We start from the raw sequence: 18054 nt of genomic DNA on the forward strand, positions 1-18054 counted from the left end.
GTGCAGAACAGGCTATTTACCGAGACAAATGGACGGGTGAGCGCAGTGCCTACCGGCAAGGTGAAGTGGTACGACGTCGACAAGGGATTCGGTTTCCTCTCGCAAGAAGAAGGAGAGGACGTCTATGTCCGCTCGTCAGCGCTGCCTGCGGGTGTCGAAGGCCTCAAAGCAGGTCAGCGCGTCGAGTTCGGTATGGCAGCAGGACGGCGTGGGCCTCAGGCGCTGAGCTTGAAAGTTCTCGAGCCGGCTCCCACCCTGCGTCAGAACACCGCCAATCGTCGCGAGCCCGTCGAGCGTAAGCACACGCCCGACGAGCTGCACGGGATGGTAGAGGACATGATCACGCTCCTCGAGGCAACGATCCAACCTGAACTGCGTAAGGGTAAGTACCCCGATCGCAAGACCGCGCAGAAGATCTCCGAGGTGGTCAGGGCCGTCGCGCGCGAGCTCGACAGCTAACCGGTCGGTGTCGTCGCGATCGACCAGATCGCGTGGCTGATGATCTCTTCCCGCTGGGTGTCGGTGTCGATGATGCCGGAGGGCAACCTGATTTCGACGCCCAGCAGTGCTCGTCCGTCTGCGTCGACTGGTGGCACTGTCAGACCCAATTTCTGATCGGGAAGATACAGCGAGTCGGTCTCGACGACGTCGGCCCCGGCATCGTCGGAGTACACAGCTGCGAGAATCCACGGCGCCGAGGTGATCTCGGAGGGCAAAGACAGCTGCAGCGGGTAGCCCTCCCGAACCGGCACGCTCGCGCTCGATCCATCGTTCTCACACAGCGGCGCCTCGACCGGGCAGTACAGGTACGGCTCGACGGTGACGGCTTTTCCGTCCGCGAATGCCGTGATGGTCGGTCGGTGCGCTGGAGCGTCGGAGACGAGTTGTGCGAGGACAGCGACGAACGCCACGCCGACGACGATCAGTCCGGCAGTGCCGATCGCCAGTAGCTTTTTGGTCTTCGGTGCAAGATTCACTTAACTCACGTTCTCTTGGGATGAATAGTCGGAACTGCTCTGCTCGGCGTGCTCGGGTCGGTTTCCGCCGAGTCCTGGGAGCAGTGTCTTGCCTCGGTAGGTGAGTATGGTCTGCACCAGGCCGACCGTAAGCAAGATCGAGACGACGGTGAATCCGAGCCAGTACTCGGTGGGCAACAGAACGCCCAGTGTTCCCCCGAGCACCCAGCACAGCTGTAGGACGGTCTCCGAACGCCCGAATCCGGACGCAATGGATTCGGGTGGGAGATCGGATTGCAGGGATGCATCGAGCGACACCTTGGCGAGTGCACTCGCACAGGAGGCGACCAACGCGGCCAGTGCGGCGGTCAGCAGGCTGTCGGTGACGGCCGCGACGATGGCAACGACGGTGACGGCGAACGTACATCGGATGATCATGATGGCCGGCCGGCCGAGCTTGATCCGAGCGCCTGCGGCGTTACCGGAGAAGTTGCCGATTGCTGCGCATGCACCGACCAGTCCGAGCATTGCGGCTTGCTTGATCGGCTCGTGTTCGGTCTGAGCTTTGGCAACGAAGGCTATGTAGAGCGTCAGAAATCCGGTGAGAATACGTATGGTTCCGTTGCCCCACAGGCCGACGATGACGGCTTTGCCCAGCGGTTGGCGGCGGTTCTTAGGTGGTGTGGTTCCCGGTTTCACACGGTGCATCACCTCGGTCTCGGCATCGTCACCGTGGTATCTCAAGGTGGCTGGAACTTCGCCTTCGGTCACTTCGACCCACGACGGGATCCGCATGCTGAGGTAGGCGCCCAGCACGGTGATGGCGGCTACGAACCACAGTGCGCCCGGCGATCCGGAGAGCCAGGCGATAGCGCCCGCGATTCCGCCGGCGACAATGGTTCCGCCGATCAGGCCGAACACCGTCAGGCGAGAATTGACGCGAACGAGGTCGATCTCGGGTGGCAGCACTCGCGGTGTCACGGCGCTCTTGAGTACTGCAAAAGATTTACTGAACACCAGCATGCCGAGCGCAGCCGGATACAGAATCCAGCTGTCGAAGTTGAACACCAGCACGACGGCCAGAACAGTCCGCAGCAGGAACGAACCGGCGAGGGCGAGCCGTCGACCATGCTGTAGCCGATCGAGCATCGGTCCGATCAGCGGCGCTATCAACGCGAACGGAGCGATGGTGATGACGAGATACAGCGCAACCTTCGTCTTGTCCTCACCGGTCGCCGCGGAGAAGAAGAGTGTGTTGGCCAGCGCGACAGCCGTGGCGGCGTCGGAGGCGAAATTGGCCATCGTCGCGTACGTCAGCGCGGTGAGTCCCGATTTGTCGGCACCGTCTGCTTTCGCGGCTCGATGAAAAGTCGCGATGCCCTTGTTGGTGAGCTCGCGGCTGCGCATCGCCGCGACTCGAGTCACCGTCAACTTGCGGGGCATGGGCGGCGGCTTCGGTCCACGCGGACGATCACCCGGCGGGGAAGTCGACGGGTGAAGGGGAGGCAGCGGGGTTCTGCGGCTGGCGGCGCGCGGAGCCGGTGGATAGTTCTCGAACCCCGGGTGGTCCTCTCCCGGCGGGTTGTCGGAGTCTCGAGGGTCGCTCACGTCGTCAATTCTGTCCTAAAAGTGGAGGGTGTGAGTACACCGACTCACTCCACGGGTGTGAACTCCACCTCGAACATGCTCGGCCACAGCTTTCCCGTCACCAGAAAGCGGTCGGTGCCGGGTATCTGGGCGATCCCGTTGAGTACGTCGGCACCGTCGCGCTCACGCTCGGTCATCGAGTTCCAGAGCGGCTCGGCATCGATGATCTCCGACACCGCCCCGGTGGCAGGGTCGATCTTCGCGATATCGAACGTGCGCCAAAGGTTGGCGTAGACAGATCCGTCTTCGGCGCATTCGAGTTCGTTCAACGATTCGAGCGGCGTTCCGTCGAGCGTTACCTCCACGGTGCCGGTTGCCTCGAACGTGTCCGCGTCACGGAAGGTCAGCATCGAGGACCCGTCGCTCATCACCAGGCCGTCTGCTGCAGCACACAGACCCCAGCCCTCACCGTCGTAGCCGACCTCGCGCTCGCCGGCCAGAGTGGTCTTGTCTCGGGCGAACGCGATTCCGTTCTGCCAGGTGATTTGCCACAGAGTTTCGCCCGCGACGGTCAGCCCCTCGCCGAAGTATTCGGCAGATAGATCCACACGTCGCAGTTCTTTGCCAGTGTCCAAAGACGACACGCGCACGTACGACGAACCCTTGCGGCCGGTGCCCTCGTAGAGCTCGCCCTCGTCGATCTCCAGGCCCTGGGTGAACGCGGAACGGTTGTGCTCGAGGGTCCTGACCACGGTGACCGTCGACCTCGTTGCCGAAGAATCTGCGCTGACCTCGGGTTCCGCCGAACACCCGATAAGCAGAATCGGCACCGCGAGGACACCGAGCACGCGGCGGAGCGAGGCGATCATCTGCCCCATCATGGCAGCCCGAACTGGGCACTCCGGAAGTGATGCGGCAAAATGAACATGTGAGTTTCGCATCTTTCCCAGAGCTCGACCAGATTCGTCCTGTCCTAACGGAAGCCGCCGAGTTGGCGCGCCGTGCTCTGATCGACCTGGGTGAAGGCGGCGTCGGCGATTATCTCGGTGTCACCGCCGAGGACGACAGTGCGGCGACACATCGCTTCGTCGCCGATCTACCCGGCTATCGCGGATGGCAATGGGCCGTGGTCGTCGCAGCCCCCGCCGACGCAGACAGCGCCACCATCAGCGAACTCGTCCTGCTTCCGGGCCCCGATGCCCTGGTGCCGCCGACCTGGTTGCCGTGGGACGAGCGCATCCGACCCGGCGATCTGGGGCCGGGTGATCGGCTCCCACCGCGAGCGCACGATCCGCGTCTCGTCCCCGGGTACGTCGCTACCGGCGATCCCCAGGTCGACGATGTCGCGTACGAACTCGGCCTGGGCCGTCCACAGGTTCCCAGCCGTGAAGGGCGTCTCGACGCGGCCGAGCGCTGGCACGACGGCGAGTTCGGTCCGGACAGCGAGATGGCGAAAGCTGCACCGTCGACGTGCGGACTGTGCGGGTTCTATCTCCCGCTCGCTGGATCGTTGTCGGCGGCGTTCGGCGTCTGCGGCAACGAGTATGCGGCCGACGGCCATGTAGTCCACGTCCAGTACGGCTGCGGTGCGCATTCCGATACCGAGCTTCCCACCGGCGCCGGGTCGCCCGCCTACGATCCGTTCGACGATGCGGCCCTCGATGTCACCGCGCAAGCGCCGACTGTCACTGCCCCGGCTTCCGAGACCGAGAACACCTTCGTGTCGGACCATGCGTCCGAGCCACTGCAGGATGCGCAATCGGACAGTTGAGAGATCCGTACGACACCGAGGCGTTGCGCGCCTCGACTTTGTCTGCCTGGACTGATTCGCCTACCCGATTGCGGGAAGACGCTGCCACCGAAGCGGACTTGGTTCGCGGGGGTTATCGCGACCGTCTGCTGACCGAACTCGCGCAGAATGCTGCCGATGCGGCAGCCCGAGCGGGAGTCGCGGGACAGATGAAGGTCTGGGTGTCCGGTCGCGATCTGCACGTTGCCAATACCGGTGCCCCACTGGATCTCGGCGGCGTCCACGCGCTGACGGCCTTGCGGGTATCGGCCAAGACATCCGGTGTCGGTCGCTTCGGGGTGGGTTTCACTGCGGTCCGCTCGGTCAGCGACGAGATCGAATTTCGTTCCACTGCAGGTGGAGTGAGCTTCAGCGGTGCCGGGACCCGCAGTGTCCTCACCGATGCGGGCCTGGACGTACCCGATGCAGGCGTTCCCGTGTTGCGATTGGTCTGGCCTGCCGAAGAGCTTCCAGCAGTGGGGTTTTCGTCGGAGATCATCCTGCGGGACGTCGAGGTGGCAGGGCTGCTCGACGCCATGCGCGCCGAGGCGATCGACTTGTTGCTCGAATTGGAATCCTTGGTCTCGATCGAGATCGGCGCGGATCGGTTCGACCGCACGATCGAGGGGGAGGGTCTCGAGTCGGTGAAGGTCGGCGATCGCGAGTGGTGGCAGTTCCGTACCGCTCACGCCAGATGGCTCGCCCCTGTCTCCGACGGGGTGCCGACAGTGGTGGCGTCGGATGTGCTTCGCGCGCCTACTCGTTCGGACGAGGAGTTGTCACTGCCTGTGCTCGTCGTCGCGGACGTGCAGATGCAGCCTGACCGCCGACGCGTTCTTCCCGGTGCGCACCTGCAGCGCGTCGTCGAGGGGTACGGCGAGGTGATCGCTGCTTTTCCTGCCCGGTTCAGAACTCGATTGGTTCCGGTCCCGGGCTTTCCGCGCAGCGAGGTCGACGGGATTTTGCGTGAGCAGGTTCTTCGGGAATCCGTCTCTGCTCGTTGGCTTCCCTCGGTGACCGGTGAGAATCTGATCCCCTCGCGGGCCATGGTGCTGCCAGGACTTACCGACGAGCTCGGTGAGCTTCTTGCTGATGTGTTCCCCGATCTGGTCGGGGCCGCGCTTTCGGGTCCGCGGCAGGCAGCCGCGCTTGCTGCGGTCGATGTACACCGAATCGGCCTCGCCAGACTCGCCGAGATGCTGACGGGTATCGACCGTGAACCTCGTTGGTGGGGGCGGCTGTACGACGCGCTCACCCCGCTGGTCACCGACGGCGTGGCCGCGGAAGAGCTTGCAGCGCTGCCGGTTCCGCTGTCGGACGGCCGGACGATAACCGGTCCCCGTACTGCCGTTCTCGGAGCGGGCGTCAGTGGGGTCGGGTCGGTGCATTGGGCTCGGCTGGTGCACCCGGATGCGGTGAGCCCACTGTTGTCGAGGTTGGGCGCGGCGGAGGCAACCGCAACGGATCTGCTGTCCGATACGGCGCTCGAAGCGCTACTCGAAGACCTCGACTGGGACGATTCCGACGCCGTCGGCGATACCGTGACTTCGGTGCTGGCGCTCGCCTCGTACGCGGGGGAGCTGCCTTCCTGGATAGGTTCGCTGCCGCTCGAGGATTCCGATGGGGAGCTGCGCGCCGCCGATGAATTGCTGCTGCCCGACGCCCCACTTGCAGGACTGTTGGTCGAGGACTCACCTTTCGGGCTCGTCGCAGATTCCGTCGTCGCGCACTACGGGCCTGCAGCGCTTCGCGCGGTCGGAGTGGGCTGGGGATTCGGCACCGTGACCGACGACCTCCCTACCGGTCCGGATCACGATCTCGACGACGAGGATTCGTGGTGGGCTTCGCTGGCGGAGGACCCGGCGGTGCTCACTGCCGTGCGCGACCTCGATCTGGTCGATGAGCAGCGGTGGCCGAATGCGTTGACGCAATTGATGTCCGATCCGGCGACCCGAGCCGCGGTGCAGGCGCGTGACGGGTACACGGCGTGGTGGCTGCGCACGCACGCCCGGATCGACGGTGACCGGCTGGGAAGCTATCGAGCGCCCTCGGACTTCACGTTCGCCGGTCTGCTCGACCCACTCGATCACCCGGATGCCGACGATGTGGCGGCGGCTCTTGCCCCCAGTTCGTGCGACAGCGCATGGTTCACCGGCCTGATTCTCTCGAGATTGGCAGATCCTTCGCGATCACCGACTCCTGCGGTCATCACACGAGCTCATCGACTCGTCGCCGACGCTGTCACTTCGGGGCGAGTGGAGCTCGACGAGTTGGATGCGCCGACGAGAGTGCGTGCTGTTTCCGGCTGTCTCGTCGATCCTGCCGACGCGATCGTGCTCGACCGCCCATGGTGTGTGGCAACGGTTCCCGCCGACATCGCTATCCTGTCGTCCATGGATACCGCGTCGTCGTTGGCGTCGATCCTGGACGTGCGCACCGCGTCGGAGTCTATCCACGCAGAAGTGCTGGGAATCGGCAGGGTGAGTTCTTGGGACCGCGAGCCCGGAGCGGTACTCGCATGCGCAGAAATGGGCGTGGAGCTGCCGGTCGGGCAGGTTGTCGTGCACCGCGAACTTCTCGTGAGACTCACCGGGGCGGTCGAGGGTGAGCGTCACCTCGCCTGGTGGGTGACCGAGGACGGAACGACGCATTGCGCGCAGAGTTGGGAGCGACCCCGTGGACGGTGACGTGCTGGCATGGATGGTCGAGCACCGGGTTGTGTGGCTGACCACAGTCTTCTGGATCATCACCACGCTCGGAAACACCGTGGCGATGTTTCTCTTGTCGGTCACTGGATGCGCAGTCCTACTGCGGGCCGGTCGTCGACGGGAAGCTGTCATGGTGGGAGGCGCCATGCTCACTGGCTGGGGGCTGATGAGCCTGCTCAAGTTGATCTTCGGGCGGGATCGGCCGCCGATACCGGAAAGGCTCGTCGAGATCTCGACGCACTCGTTTCCTTCGGGGCACGCGATGATGTCGGCGATCCTTGCCACGACGGTGACCGCGGTGTTGCTGCGGTCGACCGCGTTATGGCTCAGAAATCCGGTGGTTCTCGCGATACCAGCGGTTGCATCCCTGGCGATCGGCTTCTCGCGGATCTATCTCGGCGCGCATTGGACGACGGACGTCCTGGCGGGATGGTGCTTCGGTATCGCGTGGGGGTTGCTGTGGGTCTACGCGCTCAGCGCGCGAAGTCGCTCCGCTGTGCGATGACGAGGAGTTCATCGCGCATCGAGAGGCTACTGACTGCATGTGCGCGTGCGTAGAGGGCGCGGAGCGAACGAGCGTGGGTGCGACGATTGCGGTACTGGGAGACGAGCTTCATGACCTGGCCTTCGGGTAATTCATGGGATGAATCAACTGACATAGCCCATACTCCCCGCAATCCCAGAGTTACTCAACCCTAATAAAGGTGAGTTTCCGCACGTCGGGCCACTACGCGTGACTGCGGTTACGTGAGGCCGCGTTGAGCGGTCCTGCTCCCACGACGAGCGGCAGCGCGCTGCATGAGGAACAGTGTGAAGCCGATCACGCCGACGGCGACGCCGGTCCAGCAGGTCGGCAGCGCATCCGCCCACCGATCGCCGCTGACGAGCACCACCACGGTAGCAACGACCCACGCGAGTATGCCGACCGCGATGACAGGCGCAGGCTCTGTGAGCCGTACGCTCAGCGCGGGGGTTTCCGGCTTACTATCCACGAAATGTAGGTTACTCCCATGGTGTCGCCCAAAATCCTGGACAACTACTTCAAAATCACCGAACGTGGATCTACGGTCGGTTCGGAAGTGCGTGGCGGCGTCGTCACCTTCGTGGCGATGGCGTACATCGTCGTCCTCAATCCGCTGATCCTCGGCAGCTTCTCCGCGGACGACGCCGCGGCCAAGACTGATGTGCTCGGCAATATCCTGCCCGTCGCACAGGTCGCCGCGGTGACAGCGCTCGTCGCCGGGTTCATGAGCATCTTGTTCGGCATCGTTGCCAACTATCCCTTCGGTATCGCCGCCGGACTCGGGATCAACACGCTTCTCGCCGTCACCATCGCTCCACAGGTGACGTGGCCGGAGGCCATGGGACTCGTCGTCATCGACGGCATCATCATCGTGTTGCTCGCGCTGACGGGCTTTCGTACCGCGGTCTTCAACGCCATTCCGTCCGAATTGAAAGCGGCGATCGCGGCAGGCATCGGCACGTTCATCGCCTTCATCGGACTCGTCGACGCCGGTTTCGTCCGACGCATCCCCGACGCCGCCGGCACCTCGGTCCCGGTCGGTCTTGGTATCGACGGCTCCATCGCCTCGTGGCCGACGGCGATTTTCGTGTTCGGACTGCTGTTGATGGGCGTTCTCGTGGTGCGGAAGGTGCGCGGAGGGCTGCTGATCGGCATCGTCGTCACCACGGTGCTCGCCGCCGTAGTCGAAGCATTCACCGATATCGGGCCGTCGAACGGAGTGGATCCGAAAGGCTGGAATCTCAGCGTTCCGATCTTGCCCGATCAGCTCTTCCAGACCCCGAACCTTTCCCTGGTCGGCGAAGTGGATCTTTTCGGCGCGTTCACCCGCATCGGCGTCCTCGCGGCGAGCCTGCTGGTGTTCACTCTCGTTCTGGCGAACTTCTTCGACGCAATGGGAACGATGACCGGGCTCGGCAAGGAAGGCGAGCTGATGGATTCCAAGGGGCAGCTACCCGGAATCGGCAAAGCGCTCGTCGTCGAAGGAGCCGGCGCGATCGTAGGCGGTGGCGCGTCGGCGTCGTCGAACACGGTCTTCGTCGAATCTGCATCCGGTATCGCCGAGGGTGCGCGAACCGGTTTGGCCAATGTCGTGACCGGCGTGCTCTTCCTGGCCGCCATGTTCTTGACGCCACTCACTGCCATCGTTCCCATCGAGGCTGCCTCTCCGGCGCTGGTCATCGTCGGTGCCTTGATGATCGGACAGGTTCGCGAAATCGACTTCTCCAAGTTCGAATTCGCGCTGCCTGCGTTCCTGACCATCGTCGTCATGCCGTTCACGTACTCGATCGCGAACGGCATCGGAGTCGGGTTCATCACCTGGGTGGTCCTCGCGGTGGGACGCGGCAAGGCGAAGACGGTTCATCCCCTGCTTTGGGTCGTAGCCTTGATGTTCGTCCTATATTTCGTCGTCGGACCGATCACTGACGCGGTTACGTAGGCCATAACGCGCGCCAGGGCGTAGTCTCTGCGCTGTGACGTCGGGAAACAGCGTGAAAGACAACCGTGAGTTGGCAAGCGATCTATCACTGGCAGTGGTGCGATTGACTCGCCACCTGAGGGGGAGACGTGTCGACTCGCAAGTGTCGCTGACTCAGCTGTCGGCTCTTGCGACCCTGAGCCGCGAGGGCGACATGACGCCGGGTGCATTGGCGTCCCGTGAACGAGTGCAACCACCATCGATGACACGCGTGATCGCGTCGCTTGCGGAGCTCGGACTGGTAGTTCGCACTCCGCATCCCACCGACGGTCGACAGGTAATCGTGTCGCTGTCCCCGTCCGGTCACACGCTGATCGCCGACGAGGCCAGTGCGCGTGAGGCGTGGATGACCTCTCAGTTGGCGGGCCTGAACGAGACTCAACTCGTCGTTCTCCGCGATGCAGTCGACATCATCGGCGCGCTGGTCAACGACTCCGAGTAGGTAGTTCGTTACCTGAGGTTAGTATTTGTGGAGTGCCCTCTGCCTCCCCGATGTTCGCTGCCTTGCGAACCCGCAACTACAGGTTGTGGGCGTCCGGGCAGATAGTTTCTCTGGTCGGAACGTGGATGCAGAGGGTGGCGCAGGACTGGCTCGTTCTGACACTGTCGGGCGGTAACGGCGTCGCTGTCGGCATCGTGATGGCTCTGCAGTTCGGACCGACGCTGCTGCTGTCGGTGTGGGGTGGGGTCCTCGCAGATCGGTACGACAAAAGAACACTGCTGATGATCACCCAGGCCTTCGCAGCAGTCTGCGGGCTCGTGCTCGGTCTCCTCGATGTCGGCAATCTCGTCGAACTGTGGCACGTGTACGTCATCGCGTTCGTTCTCGGCTGTTCCTCCGCCATCGACGCGCCGGTGCGCCAGTCCTTCACCATCGAGATGGTCGGCAAAGAGACGCTGGCAAACGCAATCGCGTTGAACTCCATGACTTTCAACATGGCGCGCATCATCGGACCGGCTTTGTCTGGTGTTCTCATCACGTTCATCGGCACCGGGTGGGTGTTCCTGATCAACGCCGCGTCCTTCGCTGCGGTCTTCTGCGCTCTCGTCGCGATGCGATCTGCCGACCTTTTCCACGTCGAACGAGCCGCGCGCGCGAAAGGCCAGGTGCGGGAAGGATTCCGGTACGTATGGGGGCGAGACGATCTGCGCGTTCTCCTCGCAACGGTGTTCATGGTGTCGACGTTCGGATTGAACTTTCCGCTCAGCCTGGCAGTGTTGGCTCGCAACACCTTCGGCAGCGGCGCCGACGCTTACGGGTTACTGTCGACGGCATTGGCCGTCGGCACACTTGCAGGCGCGACCCTTGCGGCCCGCCGATACGGCACGCCCCGCCTGCGGTTGTTCATCGGTGCCGTCATCGCTTTCGGGGTGTTCGAAATACTCGTCGGACTGATGCCGAACTACACACTCGTTGCAGTTCTGCTCGTCCCGACCGGAGCGCTGATTCTGACCTTCACCACCTCGGCGATGAACATTCTGCAGATGTCGGTGCCGTCGGAGATGCGGGGACGGGTCATGGGCATCTACATGCTCTGCTTCCTCGGCGGCACACCGATCGGTAGCCCCGTGCTGGGCTGGCTCGCCGATGCCCTCGATCCGCGGGCACCGCTGGTGTTCGGGGGGCTGGTGTCGCTGGCGTCGGGAACTTTCGCCGCGGTATATCTCCTGCGGCACAACAATCTGCGCCTGTGCATCTCTGCGCCCGCCGAGGGACGACGGCTACCGAACCTTCAGATCCAGCCGTGGCGCCGAGCCAACGCTGACGCCTCGTGACGATTAGCGGCACCGAGTTTCGTTGCCGCCGAGGACAGATAGTTACGAGTAGTGCCCTGCGTCAGATGGGCGCGTCGGGCGATCTCGGCTACCGACGCGCCGTCCGCGGCAAACTCGAGTACGTCCGCCTCTCGCGGGGTCAACGGTGAATCGCCCGCGCCGATAGCTTCAGCGGCCAGCTCGGGGTCGACGTAGCGTCCGCCGGAATGCACAGTCCGCACCACCTCGGCGAGCGTAGCCGCCGACGTCGTCTTCGGCAAAAACCCGCGAACGCCTGCCGACAGCGCCTTCTTGAGGTAACCGGGTCTGCCATGGCTGGTCACGATAATGCAGACACACGGCGGCACAACCTCGGCGATCGACTGAGCTGTCTCGATCCCATCGATGCCGCCCATCTGCAGATCCAGAACGGCAACGTCCGGTGTATGTTTCGCCGCTGCGGCCACGGCGTCCTCGCCGGATTCGCTCTGCGCGACGATCTCGATGTCGTCCTCCAGCGCCAGCATGGTGGCCAGTGCGGATCGGATGAGATTCTCGTCGTCGGCGAGCAGCAGGCGGATCATGATGCAACCCTAGGCGCGAAGGTGGCCGTGAGAGCGAATTCGTCGGCGTTGCTCGTCCTCTCCACCGTCCCCCCGACGGCCGCGAGACGTTCTCCGAGACCTGCCAATCCGGTACCGTCCCCGGACTTCGTGCCATGCGGTCGATCGTTGACCATTCTCAATGATTGCGCCGTCACCTCGATGACGCAGCGCGTTGCCTCGGAGTGGCGCAGGATGTTGGTCGCACCTTCACGCACGACCCACGCGGCGGCTTCGGCGAATTCGGACGCCACTGCATCCGGCCTGCCGCCTACCCTGGTGTCGATACCGGCCGCGGCCAGAAGTGAACAAGCGCCCTCGATCTCGGCCTCCAGATCGATCGAGCGGTATCCGCGCACCAGTCGTCGAGCCTCGGTCATCGACTGCTGGGCAAGCTCGCGCACCTCGTCCATCTGCTCTGCTGCGCGGTCGTCTCCACGACGCGAGAGCGCAGCTGCCAGTTCGCTTTTCACGGCTATTGCCGAGAGCGCCCTGCCGACGACGTCGTGTAGATCTCGCGAGAATCGCAGACGCTCTTCGGCAACCGACAACTGTGACGCGGCCTGACGCGAGCCGTCGAGTTCGGTGACGATGCGCAGCAACCAGATCGACAAGCGAACGGTCGTCGCCATGAAGACGACGACGAAGAACGCTGCTGCCGACCCCACCATTCCGTAGCGCGTCGCGGTTGTCGCGGTACCGAGAACGAGCGCCAGGACGAGTGCCCACCGAAGCGAGATGACCGTGCAGACGGGAACCGAGACGACCATCAGGCCCCAGAACGGAGTTGCGCCGCCCCCGGCCGCGCCTGCCACGATTGCCGCTGTAACCGAGAGTGCAAGCGGCCAGTTGATGTCGCCTGTGCCCATGCCGCCGATCCCCGGGGATCGCTGTAGCACAAGCACCGCCGTTGCTGTGGAGACGATCAGTGCTGCCGTGGACAGCCACGCGCTCTGCACGATCGTCTCTGCCAGACCTGCGACTCCGAAGGTGACCACGATCACCACCAGCGACTGACGTGTGTAGAGCCGAACCTTGTCGACCTCCGAGGTGTCCCGCCAGCTTGTTCGAGGATCGAGGTAGCGACGCAATTCCATGTGCTTCACAGTTCCACAGGTCCTAGGACCGCGGTTCCCATCGGAAGTGTGTCTTCGCGATCACTATCGAACCGACGATCCAGGCGGCGACGACGAGTAGCGGCATCATGGCGGGGGAGAACGTATCCGCGAACGCCAAGGGAGTCGAATCCGGGTCGGTGGATCCGATCCAACCGAGGTTGACCAGATCGAGAACTGCGGCCATAGGCGTCAGGTCGATCAGAGAGTGGACCGAGTCGGGGACGATCCCGCGTAGGAACGACGTACCGGCCATGGCGACGAGCATGATGGGCAAACTCGTGATCTGAGCGGCTTCGGCATTTCTGGTGAAGGTCGAGGTGATCAGTGCCAATGCGGCGAACAGTGCGGCGCCGCCGGCAAAGCCTACGATCAGCAGAATCGGGTTGGTCGGAAGGCTGCCTCCCAGTATCACGATGATCGCAGCGACGGCCACGGTCAGCACTGCCGTCAGCGCGAATGACGGCACTGCAGGGCCGAGGAGGATCTGGTTGTCGGTCGCTTCACCGGTCCGAAGACGTTTGAGCACCAGCTCGTCTCGCCGAGTCGCGTAGGCCGACAGCAGGTTGTAGAACACCAGGAACACGAGCAGGAACAGCGCGAAGATCTCGAGGGCCGAGGAGACGATCGTGTCGGTGAGGCCGTCGTCGCTGCGTGTACCGATGACGAGCACAACCACAGGAAACAGAAGCGGCATGACAAGAGCATTGAAGAGAAGTACGCGGTTTCGGACCAGGAGCGTGAACTCCGAGCGAGAGAGAGTGGCGAGGGCGTTCATGCGGCGTGCTCCTTACGGTCGTCGAATTCGTCTGCAATGGAGAGGAATACGGTCTCGAGTGATGCGGCACGGGCATCGAGGCCCTCGATCTGCACGCCTGTTCGCTGCGCCCACACCAAAAGTTCGGTCAGTGTTTCCTGCATGGCCTGGGTGTGAATGACCAAGCGGTCGTTCTCGATGTCCAAGGTGGCGCCCGCGAGTTCGGGGAGCGCAACCACGGGAAGTTGCAGGTGAATCTTGGCGGGGTGGCCTGTGACGACTTCGGCTACCGTTCCGGTTCGTACGACGCGGCCCTTGTGCATGATGGCGAGTCGGTCGCAGAGTTTCTCCGCTTCGTCGAGGTAGTGGGTGGTCAACATGATCGTGACCCCGGACTGCTTGAGTTCCTCGATCAACTTCCAGGTGTTGCGTCGGCTTTCGGGGTCGAGCCCGGTGGTCGGTTCGTCGAGGAACAGAACGTGGGGCTGGCCGATGATCGCGCAGGCAAGATCAAGGCGTCGCTGCTCGCCACCGGAAAGGAACTTGACTCGGGTGTCGGCCTTATCGGCGAGGTCGACCCGGGCAAGAACGTCACGGGCGGGGAGCGGATCGCTGCACGTTCCTGCCCACATCTGCAGGCTTTCGAGTGCGGTCAGATCGGACGGCAACCCGCCCTTCTGGAGCATGATTCCGAGGTTCGGCCTGACGTCGCGACGATCGCGAATCGGATCCATACCCATGATGGACACGGTTCCCTCGCTGGGGCGCGAAAGGCCCTGGATCACTTCGAGAGTCGATGTCTTGCCTGCCCCGTTGGTGCCGAGGAGGCCGAACAGCTCACCCTCCTGCACCTGAAGGTTCAAATCGCTCACCGCTTCGAACGCAGACTTACCGCTGTCGTACCGGCGTGTCATACCGCTGACGTCGATGATGGTCATCATTCGGCCCATCCGCGCAACCCCAGTGCGAAACGCACACCGAGGAAAACGACGACCACCGCGGCCGCGATCCACGTGATCAGCTGGGGCCCGACCAGCGCCATGACAACACCGAGCATGATCAGCGTGATGATGATGACGACGATTTCGCGCGCCATCGTCGGAGCCGGGCCGAGCTCCATCAGGTCGGTGAAGAGGTTTCCTTCGTCTGGTTGCTTCATGCGTTCAAGCTTGGCCGGACGGACCCGTGACCAGTAGTGCGTCGCGTCATCGGTGCCGATGACGATGTCATGGCGAGTCGATGACAAATGTCAGGTCTAGAACTCCCAGCCCATGACCGATGCACGGTCGGTCGAGAACGCGAGATCCACCGTGTGCAACGCGTCCGAATCCCGGCTCCACAGGCGATTCGAGGCCGCGAACCTACTGGCACGGTGAGTGCCGAAGTACAGACTGCCGAGCACATCGAGCTTCATCGACGCGTCGGCGGGAGCATCGGTCCGCGTGACGGTGGCTTTTCCAGCACTGATCGTGACGTCGAAGGTTCCGCCGGCCTCGAGAAACGGATCGAAGACGTCGAGCACGAACTGCGCGTCGACGGCGTAGGTACGGGCTTCGAGGGCAGCTTCGATATTCATGACACGGCTCCACAGTGCGTCGTGATGACCGGTGATCTTCGGTAGGCGATTGTTCGTCAGCAGGAACGGCAACGGCTCGTCCGGGGCCTGGCTGACCTCGATGGTGTCGACGAGATCGATCCCGACGAGCACTTGCCACATCTGGGCATACGCGTCGTCGGTGGCGGCGATGAATTCTTCGACGACGACCTTGGTGTCGCCGGACATGTTTCGGCGGTAGGCGACGTAACCGTCCGGGTGAACCATGAAGAAGAGCGCGGTCAATCCTTCTCGACCGTTTTCGCGGTCGGCGAAGAAGCGCTCCCAGCGGATCGGCGGCTTCGGTTGTGCGCCTGCCGTCTTGCGCTGCCAGCGATGGTAGATCTCGGGAAGCAGAGTCGACGCCTCGGTGGACTCCACCAATCGGACGTCGGTCACTGCGGGGACGTCCGGATGGAACTGTGCGAAGCGCCGATCGAGCACCACTCGGTGTTCCTCGGTGGCAGGCCCGTAGCCGAAACGTCGGTAGATCGTGGCCTCGCTCGCCGTCAGCAACGACAGGGGGGCGCCTGCCGCTTCGAGATTGCGATGCTGTTCGGTGAACATGCGCCGGAGGATTCCGCGTCGGCGATGTGTCGGTGCGACCGAAACCCACGACACGCCCGACGCCTCCACCTGAGCGCCACCCGGGACCGTCACCGACATCGGGAAGTGCATCGCCACCCCGACGGGCGTGCTTCCATCCCACGCCATTACGACGTGACGCGAACTGGTGAGAATCTGCGTCTCGGCAAGGTCCTCGGCATTCTGGTGTTCACCGAATGCATGCGCATCCAGAAGCGCCACGGCATCCCAGTCGTCGTCGGTTGCCGTCCTGACAGTGATCGTGCCCTCGGTATTCATCGCACTCGACCTTTCCATACAGATGCCAAGATGGACACGTGGTAAACGTAATCGACATCGACGACTCTGCCGATCCGCGACTGGACGACTTTCGCAACCTCAATTCCTCCGACCGCAGACCGGACCTCCCCAACGGGAAGGGGCTGGTGATTGCCGAGGGCGTTTTGGTGACCGAGCGGTTGTTGACCTCGCGGTTCCCGACGATCAGCCTGCTCGGCGTCGACCGCAGGCGCGTAGAACTGGGTTCACGCCTCGACGGAGTGGATGTTCCGTTCTATCGGACCAGTGCCGAGGTGATGGCCGACGTCATCGGATTTCATCTGAACCGTGGCGTGCTGTCCGTGGCGAGTCGGTCCCCGGAACTCGACGTCGCCGACGTCGTCCGCGATGCCAGGACTGTCGTCGTGCTCGAGGGTGTCAACGACCACGAGAATCTCGGCGCAATGTTCCGTAACGCTGCAGGCTTCGGGGTGGACGCTGTACTTTTCGGGGCGGCATGCGCCGACCCTCTCTTTCGTCGTGCCGTACGAGTGTCCATGGGACACGTACTTCGGGTTCCGTTCGCACGGGTTCCGGACTGGCCGAGGGGCTTGAAGATTCTCCACGACAGCGGCTTTCAGACCATATCGTTGACGCCGAATCCGTCGGCGATTCCTCTCGCCGAGGCGATGACGGGGGAGAAGGTCGCATTGCTGCTCGGCGCCGAGGGGCCGGGGCTGACCGAACATGCCATGCGCGCTACCGATGTTCGCGCACGAATTCCGATGGCACCCGATACCGACTCGCTCAATGTGGCCACCGCGGCTGCGATGGCGTTCTACGAACGGGTGCGCGTGCAGTGACCGAGCACGTAGCCTATACCGGCGTTCCGGTCGCGCTCTTCGCGGCTGTCCTCGTCGGAGCCGCGCTGACAACGTTCGGCCTCGAACTTGCAGCCGTCAACGTATTCCTGGCAGTGGGGATCAACTTGATCGTCGTCGGGGGTGCTGCACCGACTGTGCTGCGCTTTCGACACACGCCGCTGTGGCGGTGGCTCGTGTACGGAACGTGTGTCGGTGCCGTCCTCAGCTTCGTAGTTCTGGGGATTTCCGTCTCAACCAGCGCATGAACGAGCGATCCGGCATCGGCTCGGGTGGGGCCTGGTCGGGTGGGGTCTGTTCGACCCGTCGGGGTTCCTGTCCGGGCGCATACATGGTGAATCCACACACCTGCAACGAGATCGGATCGAACTCGTCGCCGCGTGGCTCGCCGGTATAGCGGTAGCCGAGCCATTCGGAGTTGGCTGCTTCGGCAAATTCCTGTGGGTGGAACGGAAGCGAGAGTGGGTCAGGCATGACGCCGGGCGGATAGACCAACGGGTGCTCTCCGGCCCAGAACCCTCGCTCCCACACCAGCGGAAGACCGGAGTCCTCGTAGATGTAGATCGGAGTCGCGCTGAACGAACGTCGCAGGGTGCCGCGTTCCCAATATGCGAAGGCACCCCACGCCGTCTCCGGGTCAGTCATCACGAGGTACGTGCGCTCGGATGCCACCGGGCGAATCCAGGGCTCGGGCAGAGTCGACGGAGTGGCGACGGCCAAGTCGGACGCACAGACCACCGTGACGCCCGGATACGCCCCGATGTAGATCTCGTCGGGGCCCACTCCGGCCACGGCCGACACTGGAGAGAGCCTGCTCGGTACGGCCACGCGATCGGGAAACAGGCGCCCGGCCAGCGCTGACGCAGTATCCCAGTCCGAAGTTGTAGAGGATCTCAGGACCGCGATCGGGTCAGGAGTATCGACGTACCAGACAGTTGATGCTTTGGCCCCCACTCCTGGCACCCT

Annotated in this window: 21 protein-coding genes; 9 read left to right on the plus strand and 12 right to left on the minus strand. The window is 63.5% G+C overall.

Annotated features, from left to right (window positions below; all coding sequences use genetic code 11):
* Positions 1 to 45: 45 nt before the first annotated feature.
* Positions 46 to 459: a cold-shock protein gene (locus QMK32_RS08390; protein ID WP_210730024.1), complete on the plus strand. Its 414-nt coding sequence runs from the start codon at positions 46 to 48 to the stop codon at positions 457 to 459.
* Here QMK32_RS08390 and QMK32_RS08395 read toward each other — a convergent pair.
* From QMK32_RS08395 to QMK32_RS08405, 3 genes are read right to left on the minus strand one after another with little or no spacing between them, the layout of a single operon-like run.
* On the minus strand, positions 456 to 977 hold the full coding sequence (locus tag QMK32_RS08395; RefSeq protein ID WP_283474276.1) for a DUF2771 domain-containing protein: 522 nt from the start codon (positions 975 to 977) through the stop codon (positions 456 to 458). The genes QMK32_RS08390 and QMK32_RS08395 overlap by 4 nt on opposite strands.
* Positions 978 to 2564 (minus strand): MFS transporter, encoded by a 1587-nt coding sequence (locus QMK32_RS08400; protein WP_283474277.1) that lies wholly within the window; start codon positions 2562 to 2564, stop codon positions 978 to 980.
* A gap of 44 nt (positions 2565 to 2608) precedes the next feature.
* Positions 2609 to 3421, minus strand: a complete 813-nt coding sequence (locus QMK32_RS08405) for a glutaminyl-peptide cyclotransferase (protein ID WP_502943561.1) — start codon at positions 3419 to 3421, stop codon at positions 2609 to 2611.
* 32 nt (positions 3422 to 3453) lie between these two features.
* On the opposite strand from QMK32_RS08405, the gene QMK32_RS08410 reads away from it, so the two are divergent.
* From QMK32_RS08410 to QMK32_RS08420, 3 genes are read left to right on the plus strand one after another with little or no spacing between them, the layout of a single operon-like run.
* A complete protein-coding gene (locus QMK32_RS08410) occupies positions 3454 to 4314 on the plus strand; it encodes a DUF3027 domain-containing protein (RefSeq protein ID WP_283474279.1) in 861 nt (286 codons plus the stop codon).
* Complete coding sequence (locus QMK32_RS08415; RefSeq protein ID WP_283474280.1) at positions 4311 to 7019, plus strand: sacsin N-terminal ATP-binding-like domain-containing protein; 2709 nt, start codon at positions 4311 to 4313, stop codon at positions 7017 to 7019. The genes QMK32_RS08410 and QMK32_RS08415 overlap by 4 nt, the downstream gene beginning before the upstream one ends.
* Positions 7009 to 7545, plus strand: coding sequence for a phosphatase PAP2 family protein (locus tag QMK32_RS08420; RefSeq protein ID WP_283474282.1), 537 nt, complete (start codon positions 7009 to 7011; stop codon positions 7543 to 7545). The genes QMK32_RS08415 and QMK32_RS08420 overlap by 11 nt, the downstream gene beginning before the upstream one ends.
* On the opposite strand, the gene QMK32_RS08425 is transcribed toward QMK32_RS08420, so the two are convergent.
* Both QMK32_RS08425 and QMK32_RS08430 read right to left on the minus strand, forming a co-directional pair.
* On the minus strand, positions 7514 to 7699 hold the full coding sequence (locus tag QMK32_RS08425; protein ID WP_283474284.1) for a hypothetical protein: 186 nt from the start codon (positions 7697 to 7699) through the stop codon (positions 7514 to 7516). The two genes, QMK32_RS08420 and QMK32_RS08425, sit on opposite strands and share 32 nt — an antisense overlap.
* 84 nt (positions 7700 to 7783) lie before the next feature.
* Positions 7784 to 8032, minus strand: coding sequence for a DUF2530 domain-containing protein (locus QMK32_RS08430; protein WP_283474286.1), 249 nt, complete (start codon positions 8030 to 8032; stop codon positions 7784 to 7786).
* Positions 8033 to 8050: 18 nt separating this feature from the next.
* Between QMK32_RS08430 and QMK32_RS08435 the strand changes: the two genes are divergently transcribed.
* The 3 genes from QMK32_RS08435 to QMK32_RS08445 are packed head-to-tail and all read left to right on the plus strand — an operon-like array spanning position 8051 to position 11317.
* On the plus strand, positions 8051 to 9502 hold the full coding sequence (locus QMK32_RS08435; RefSeq protein ID WP_283474287.1) for an NCS2 family permease: 1452 nt from the start codon (positions 8051 to 8053) through the stop codon (positions 9500 to 9502).
* A 52-nt stretch (positions 9503 to 9554) separates the two neighbouring features.
* A complete protein-coding gene (locus QMK32_RS08440; RefSeq protein WP_283474720.1) occupies positions 9555 to 9983 on the plus strand; it encodes an Rv0880 family HTH-type transcriptional regulator in 429 nt (142 codons plus the stop codon).
* A 50-nt stretch (positions 9984 to 10033) separates the two neighbouring features.
* Positions 10034 to 11317 (plus strand): MFS transporter, encoded by a 1284-nt coding sequence (locus tag QMK32_RS08445; protein WP_283474721.1) that lies wholly within the window; start codon positions 10034 to 10036, stop codon positions 11315 to 11317.
* On the opposite strand, the gene QMK32_RS08450 is transcribed toward QMK32_RS08445, so the two are convergent.
* From QMK32_RS08450 to QMK32_RS08475, 6 genes are all read right to left on the minus strand, one after another.
* Positions 11275 to 11880, minus strand: coding sequence for a response regulator transcription factor (locus tag QMK32_RS08450; protein ID WP_283474289.1), 606 nt, complete (start codon positions 11878 to 11880; stop codon positions 11275 to 11277). The two genes, QMK32_RS08445 and QMK32_RS08450, sit on opposite strands and share 43 nt — an antisense overlap.
* Positions 11877 to 12995 (minus strand): sensor histidine kinase, encoded by a 1119-nt coding sequence (locus QMK32_RS08455; RefSeq protein ID WP_283474290.1) that lies wholly within the window; start codon positions 12993 to 12995, stop codon positions 11877 to 11879. Before QMK32_RS08455 ends, QMK32_RS08450 begins: the two co-directional genes overlap by 4 nt.
* 22 nt (positions 12996 to 13017) lie before the next feature.
* A complete protein-coding gene (locus tag QMK32_RS08460; RefSeq protein WP_283474291.1) occupies positions 13018 to 13791 on the minus strand; it encodes an ABC transporter permease in 774 nt (257 codons plus the stop codon).
* On the minus strand, positions 13788 to 14708 hold the full coding sequence (locus QMK32_RS08465; RefSeq protein ID WP_283474722.1) for an ABC transporter ATP-binding protein: 921 nt from the start codon (positions 14706 to 14708) through the stop codon (positions 13788 to 13790). The genes QMK32_RS08460 and QMK32_RS08465 overlap by 4 nt, the downstream gene beginning before the upstream one ends.
* Positions 14708 to 14929, minus strand: a complete 222-nt coding sequence (locus QMK32_RS08470) for a hypothetical protein (RefSeq protein WP_283474292.1) — start codon at positions 14927 to 14929, stop codon at positions 14708 to 14710. Before QMK32_RS08470 ends, QMK32_RS08465 begins: the two co-directional genes overlap by 1 nt.
* Before the next feature lie 96 nt (positions 14930 to 15025).
* Complete coding sequence (locus tag QMK32_RS08475; protein WP_283474293.1) at positions 15026 to 16228, minus strand: GNAT family N-acetyltransferase; 1203 nt, start codon at positions 16226 to 16228, stop codon at positions 15026 to 15028.
* 38 nt (positions 16229 to 16266) lie between these two features.
* Between QMK32_RS08475 and QMK32_RS08480 the strand changes: the two genes are divergently transcribed.
* Complete coding sequence (locus tag QMK32_RS08480) at positions 16267 to 17070, plus strand: TrmH family RNA methyltransferase (protein WP_283474294.1); 804 nt, start codon at positions 16267 to 16269, stop codon at positions 17068 to 17070.
* Positions 17067 to 17336, plus strand: coding sequence for a DUF2537 domain-containing protein (locus QMK32_RS08485; protein WP_269301171.1), 270 nt, complete (start codon positions 17067 to 17069; stop codon positions 17334 to 17336). Before QMK32_RS08480 ends, QMK32_RS08485 begins: the two co-directional genes overlap by 4 nt.
* Here the strand turns inward: QMK32_RS08485 and QMK32_RS08490 are convergent.
* The gene (locus QMK32_RS08490; protein WP_283474296.1) at positions 17293 to 18042 is read right to left on the minus strand and encodes a DUF6928 family protein; all 750 of its coding nucleotides are present in this window, start codon (positions 18040 to 18042) and stop codon (positions 17293 to 17295) included. The genes QMK32_RS08485 and QMK32_RS08490 overlap by 44 nt on opposite strands.
* Between the last annotated feature and the right edge of the window lie 12 nt (positions 18043 to 18054).

The organism is Rhodococcus sp. H29-C3 (genome assembly GCF_030063405.1).
GTDB lineage: Bacteria > Actinomycetota > Actinomycetes > Mycobacteriales > Mycobacteriaceae > Rhodococcoides.

What these genes read in the sequence shown, in the direction of transcription:
- QMK32_RS08405 (WP_502943561.1), bottom strand. Translation starts at nt 3,421, where the DNA reads ATGGGGCAGATGATCGCCTCGCTCCGCCGCGTGCTCGGTGTCCTCGCG.
- QMK32_RS08410 (WP_283474279.1), top strand. Translation starts at nt 3,454, where the DNA reads ATGCGGCAAAATGAACATGTGAGTTTCGCATCTTTCCCAGAGCTCGAC.
- QMK32_RS08425 (WP_283474284.1), bottom strand. Translation starts at nt 7,699, where the DNA reads ATGTCAGTTGATTCATCCCATGAATTACCCGAAGGCCAGGTCATGAAG.
- QMK32_RS08435 (WP_283474287.1), top strand. Translation starts at nt 8,051, where the DNA reads ATGGTGTCGCCCAAAATCCTGGACAACTACTTCAAAATCACCGAACGT.
- QMK32_RS08445 (WP_283474721.1), top strand. Translation starts at nt 10,034, where the DNA reads ATGTTCGCTGCCTTGCGAACCCGCAACTACAGGTTGTGGGCGTCCGGG.
- QMK32_RS08450 (WP_283474289.1), bottom strand. Translation starts at nt 11,880, where the DNA reads ATGATCCGCCTGCTGCTCGCCGACGACGAGAATCTCATCCGATCCGCA.
- QMK32_RS08455 (WP_283474290.1), bottom strand. Translation starts at nt 12,995, where the DNA reads ATGGAATTGCGTCGCTACCTCGATCCTCGAACAAGCTGGCGGGACACC.
- QMK32_RS08460 (WP_283474291.1), bottom strand. Translation starts at nt 13,791, where the DNA reads ATGAACGCCCTCGCCACTCTCTCTCGCTCGGAGTTCACGCTCCTGGTC.
- QMK32_RS08465 (WP_283474722.1), bottom strand. Translation starts at nt 14,708, where the DNA reads ATGACCATCATCGACGTCAGCGGTATGACACGCCGGTACGACAGCGGT.
- QMK32_RS08470 (WP_283474292.1), bottom strand. Translation starts at nt 14,929, where the DNA reads ATGAAGCAACCAGACGAAGGAAACCTCTTCACCGACCTGATGGAGCTC.
- QMK32_RS08475 (WP_283474293.1), bottom strand. Translation starts at nt 16,228, where the DNA reads ATGAATACCGAGGGCACGATCACTGTCAGGACGGCAACCGACGACGAC.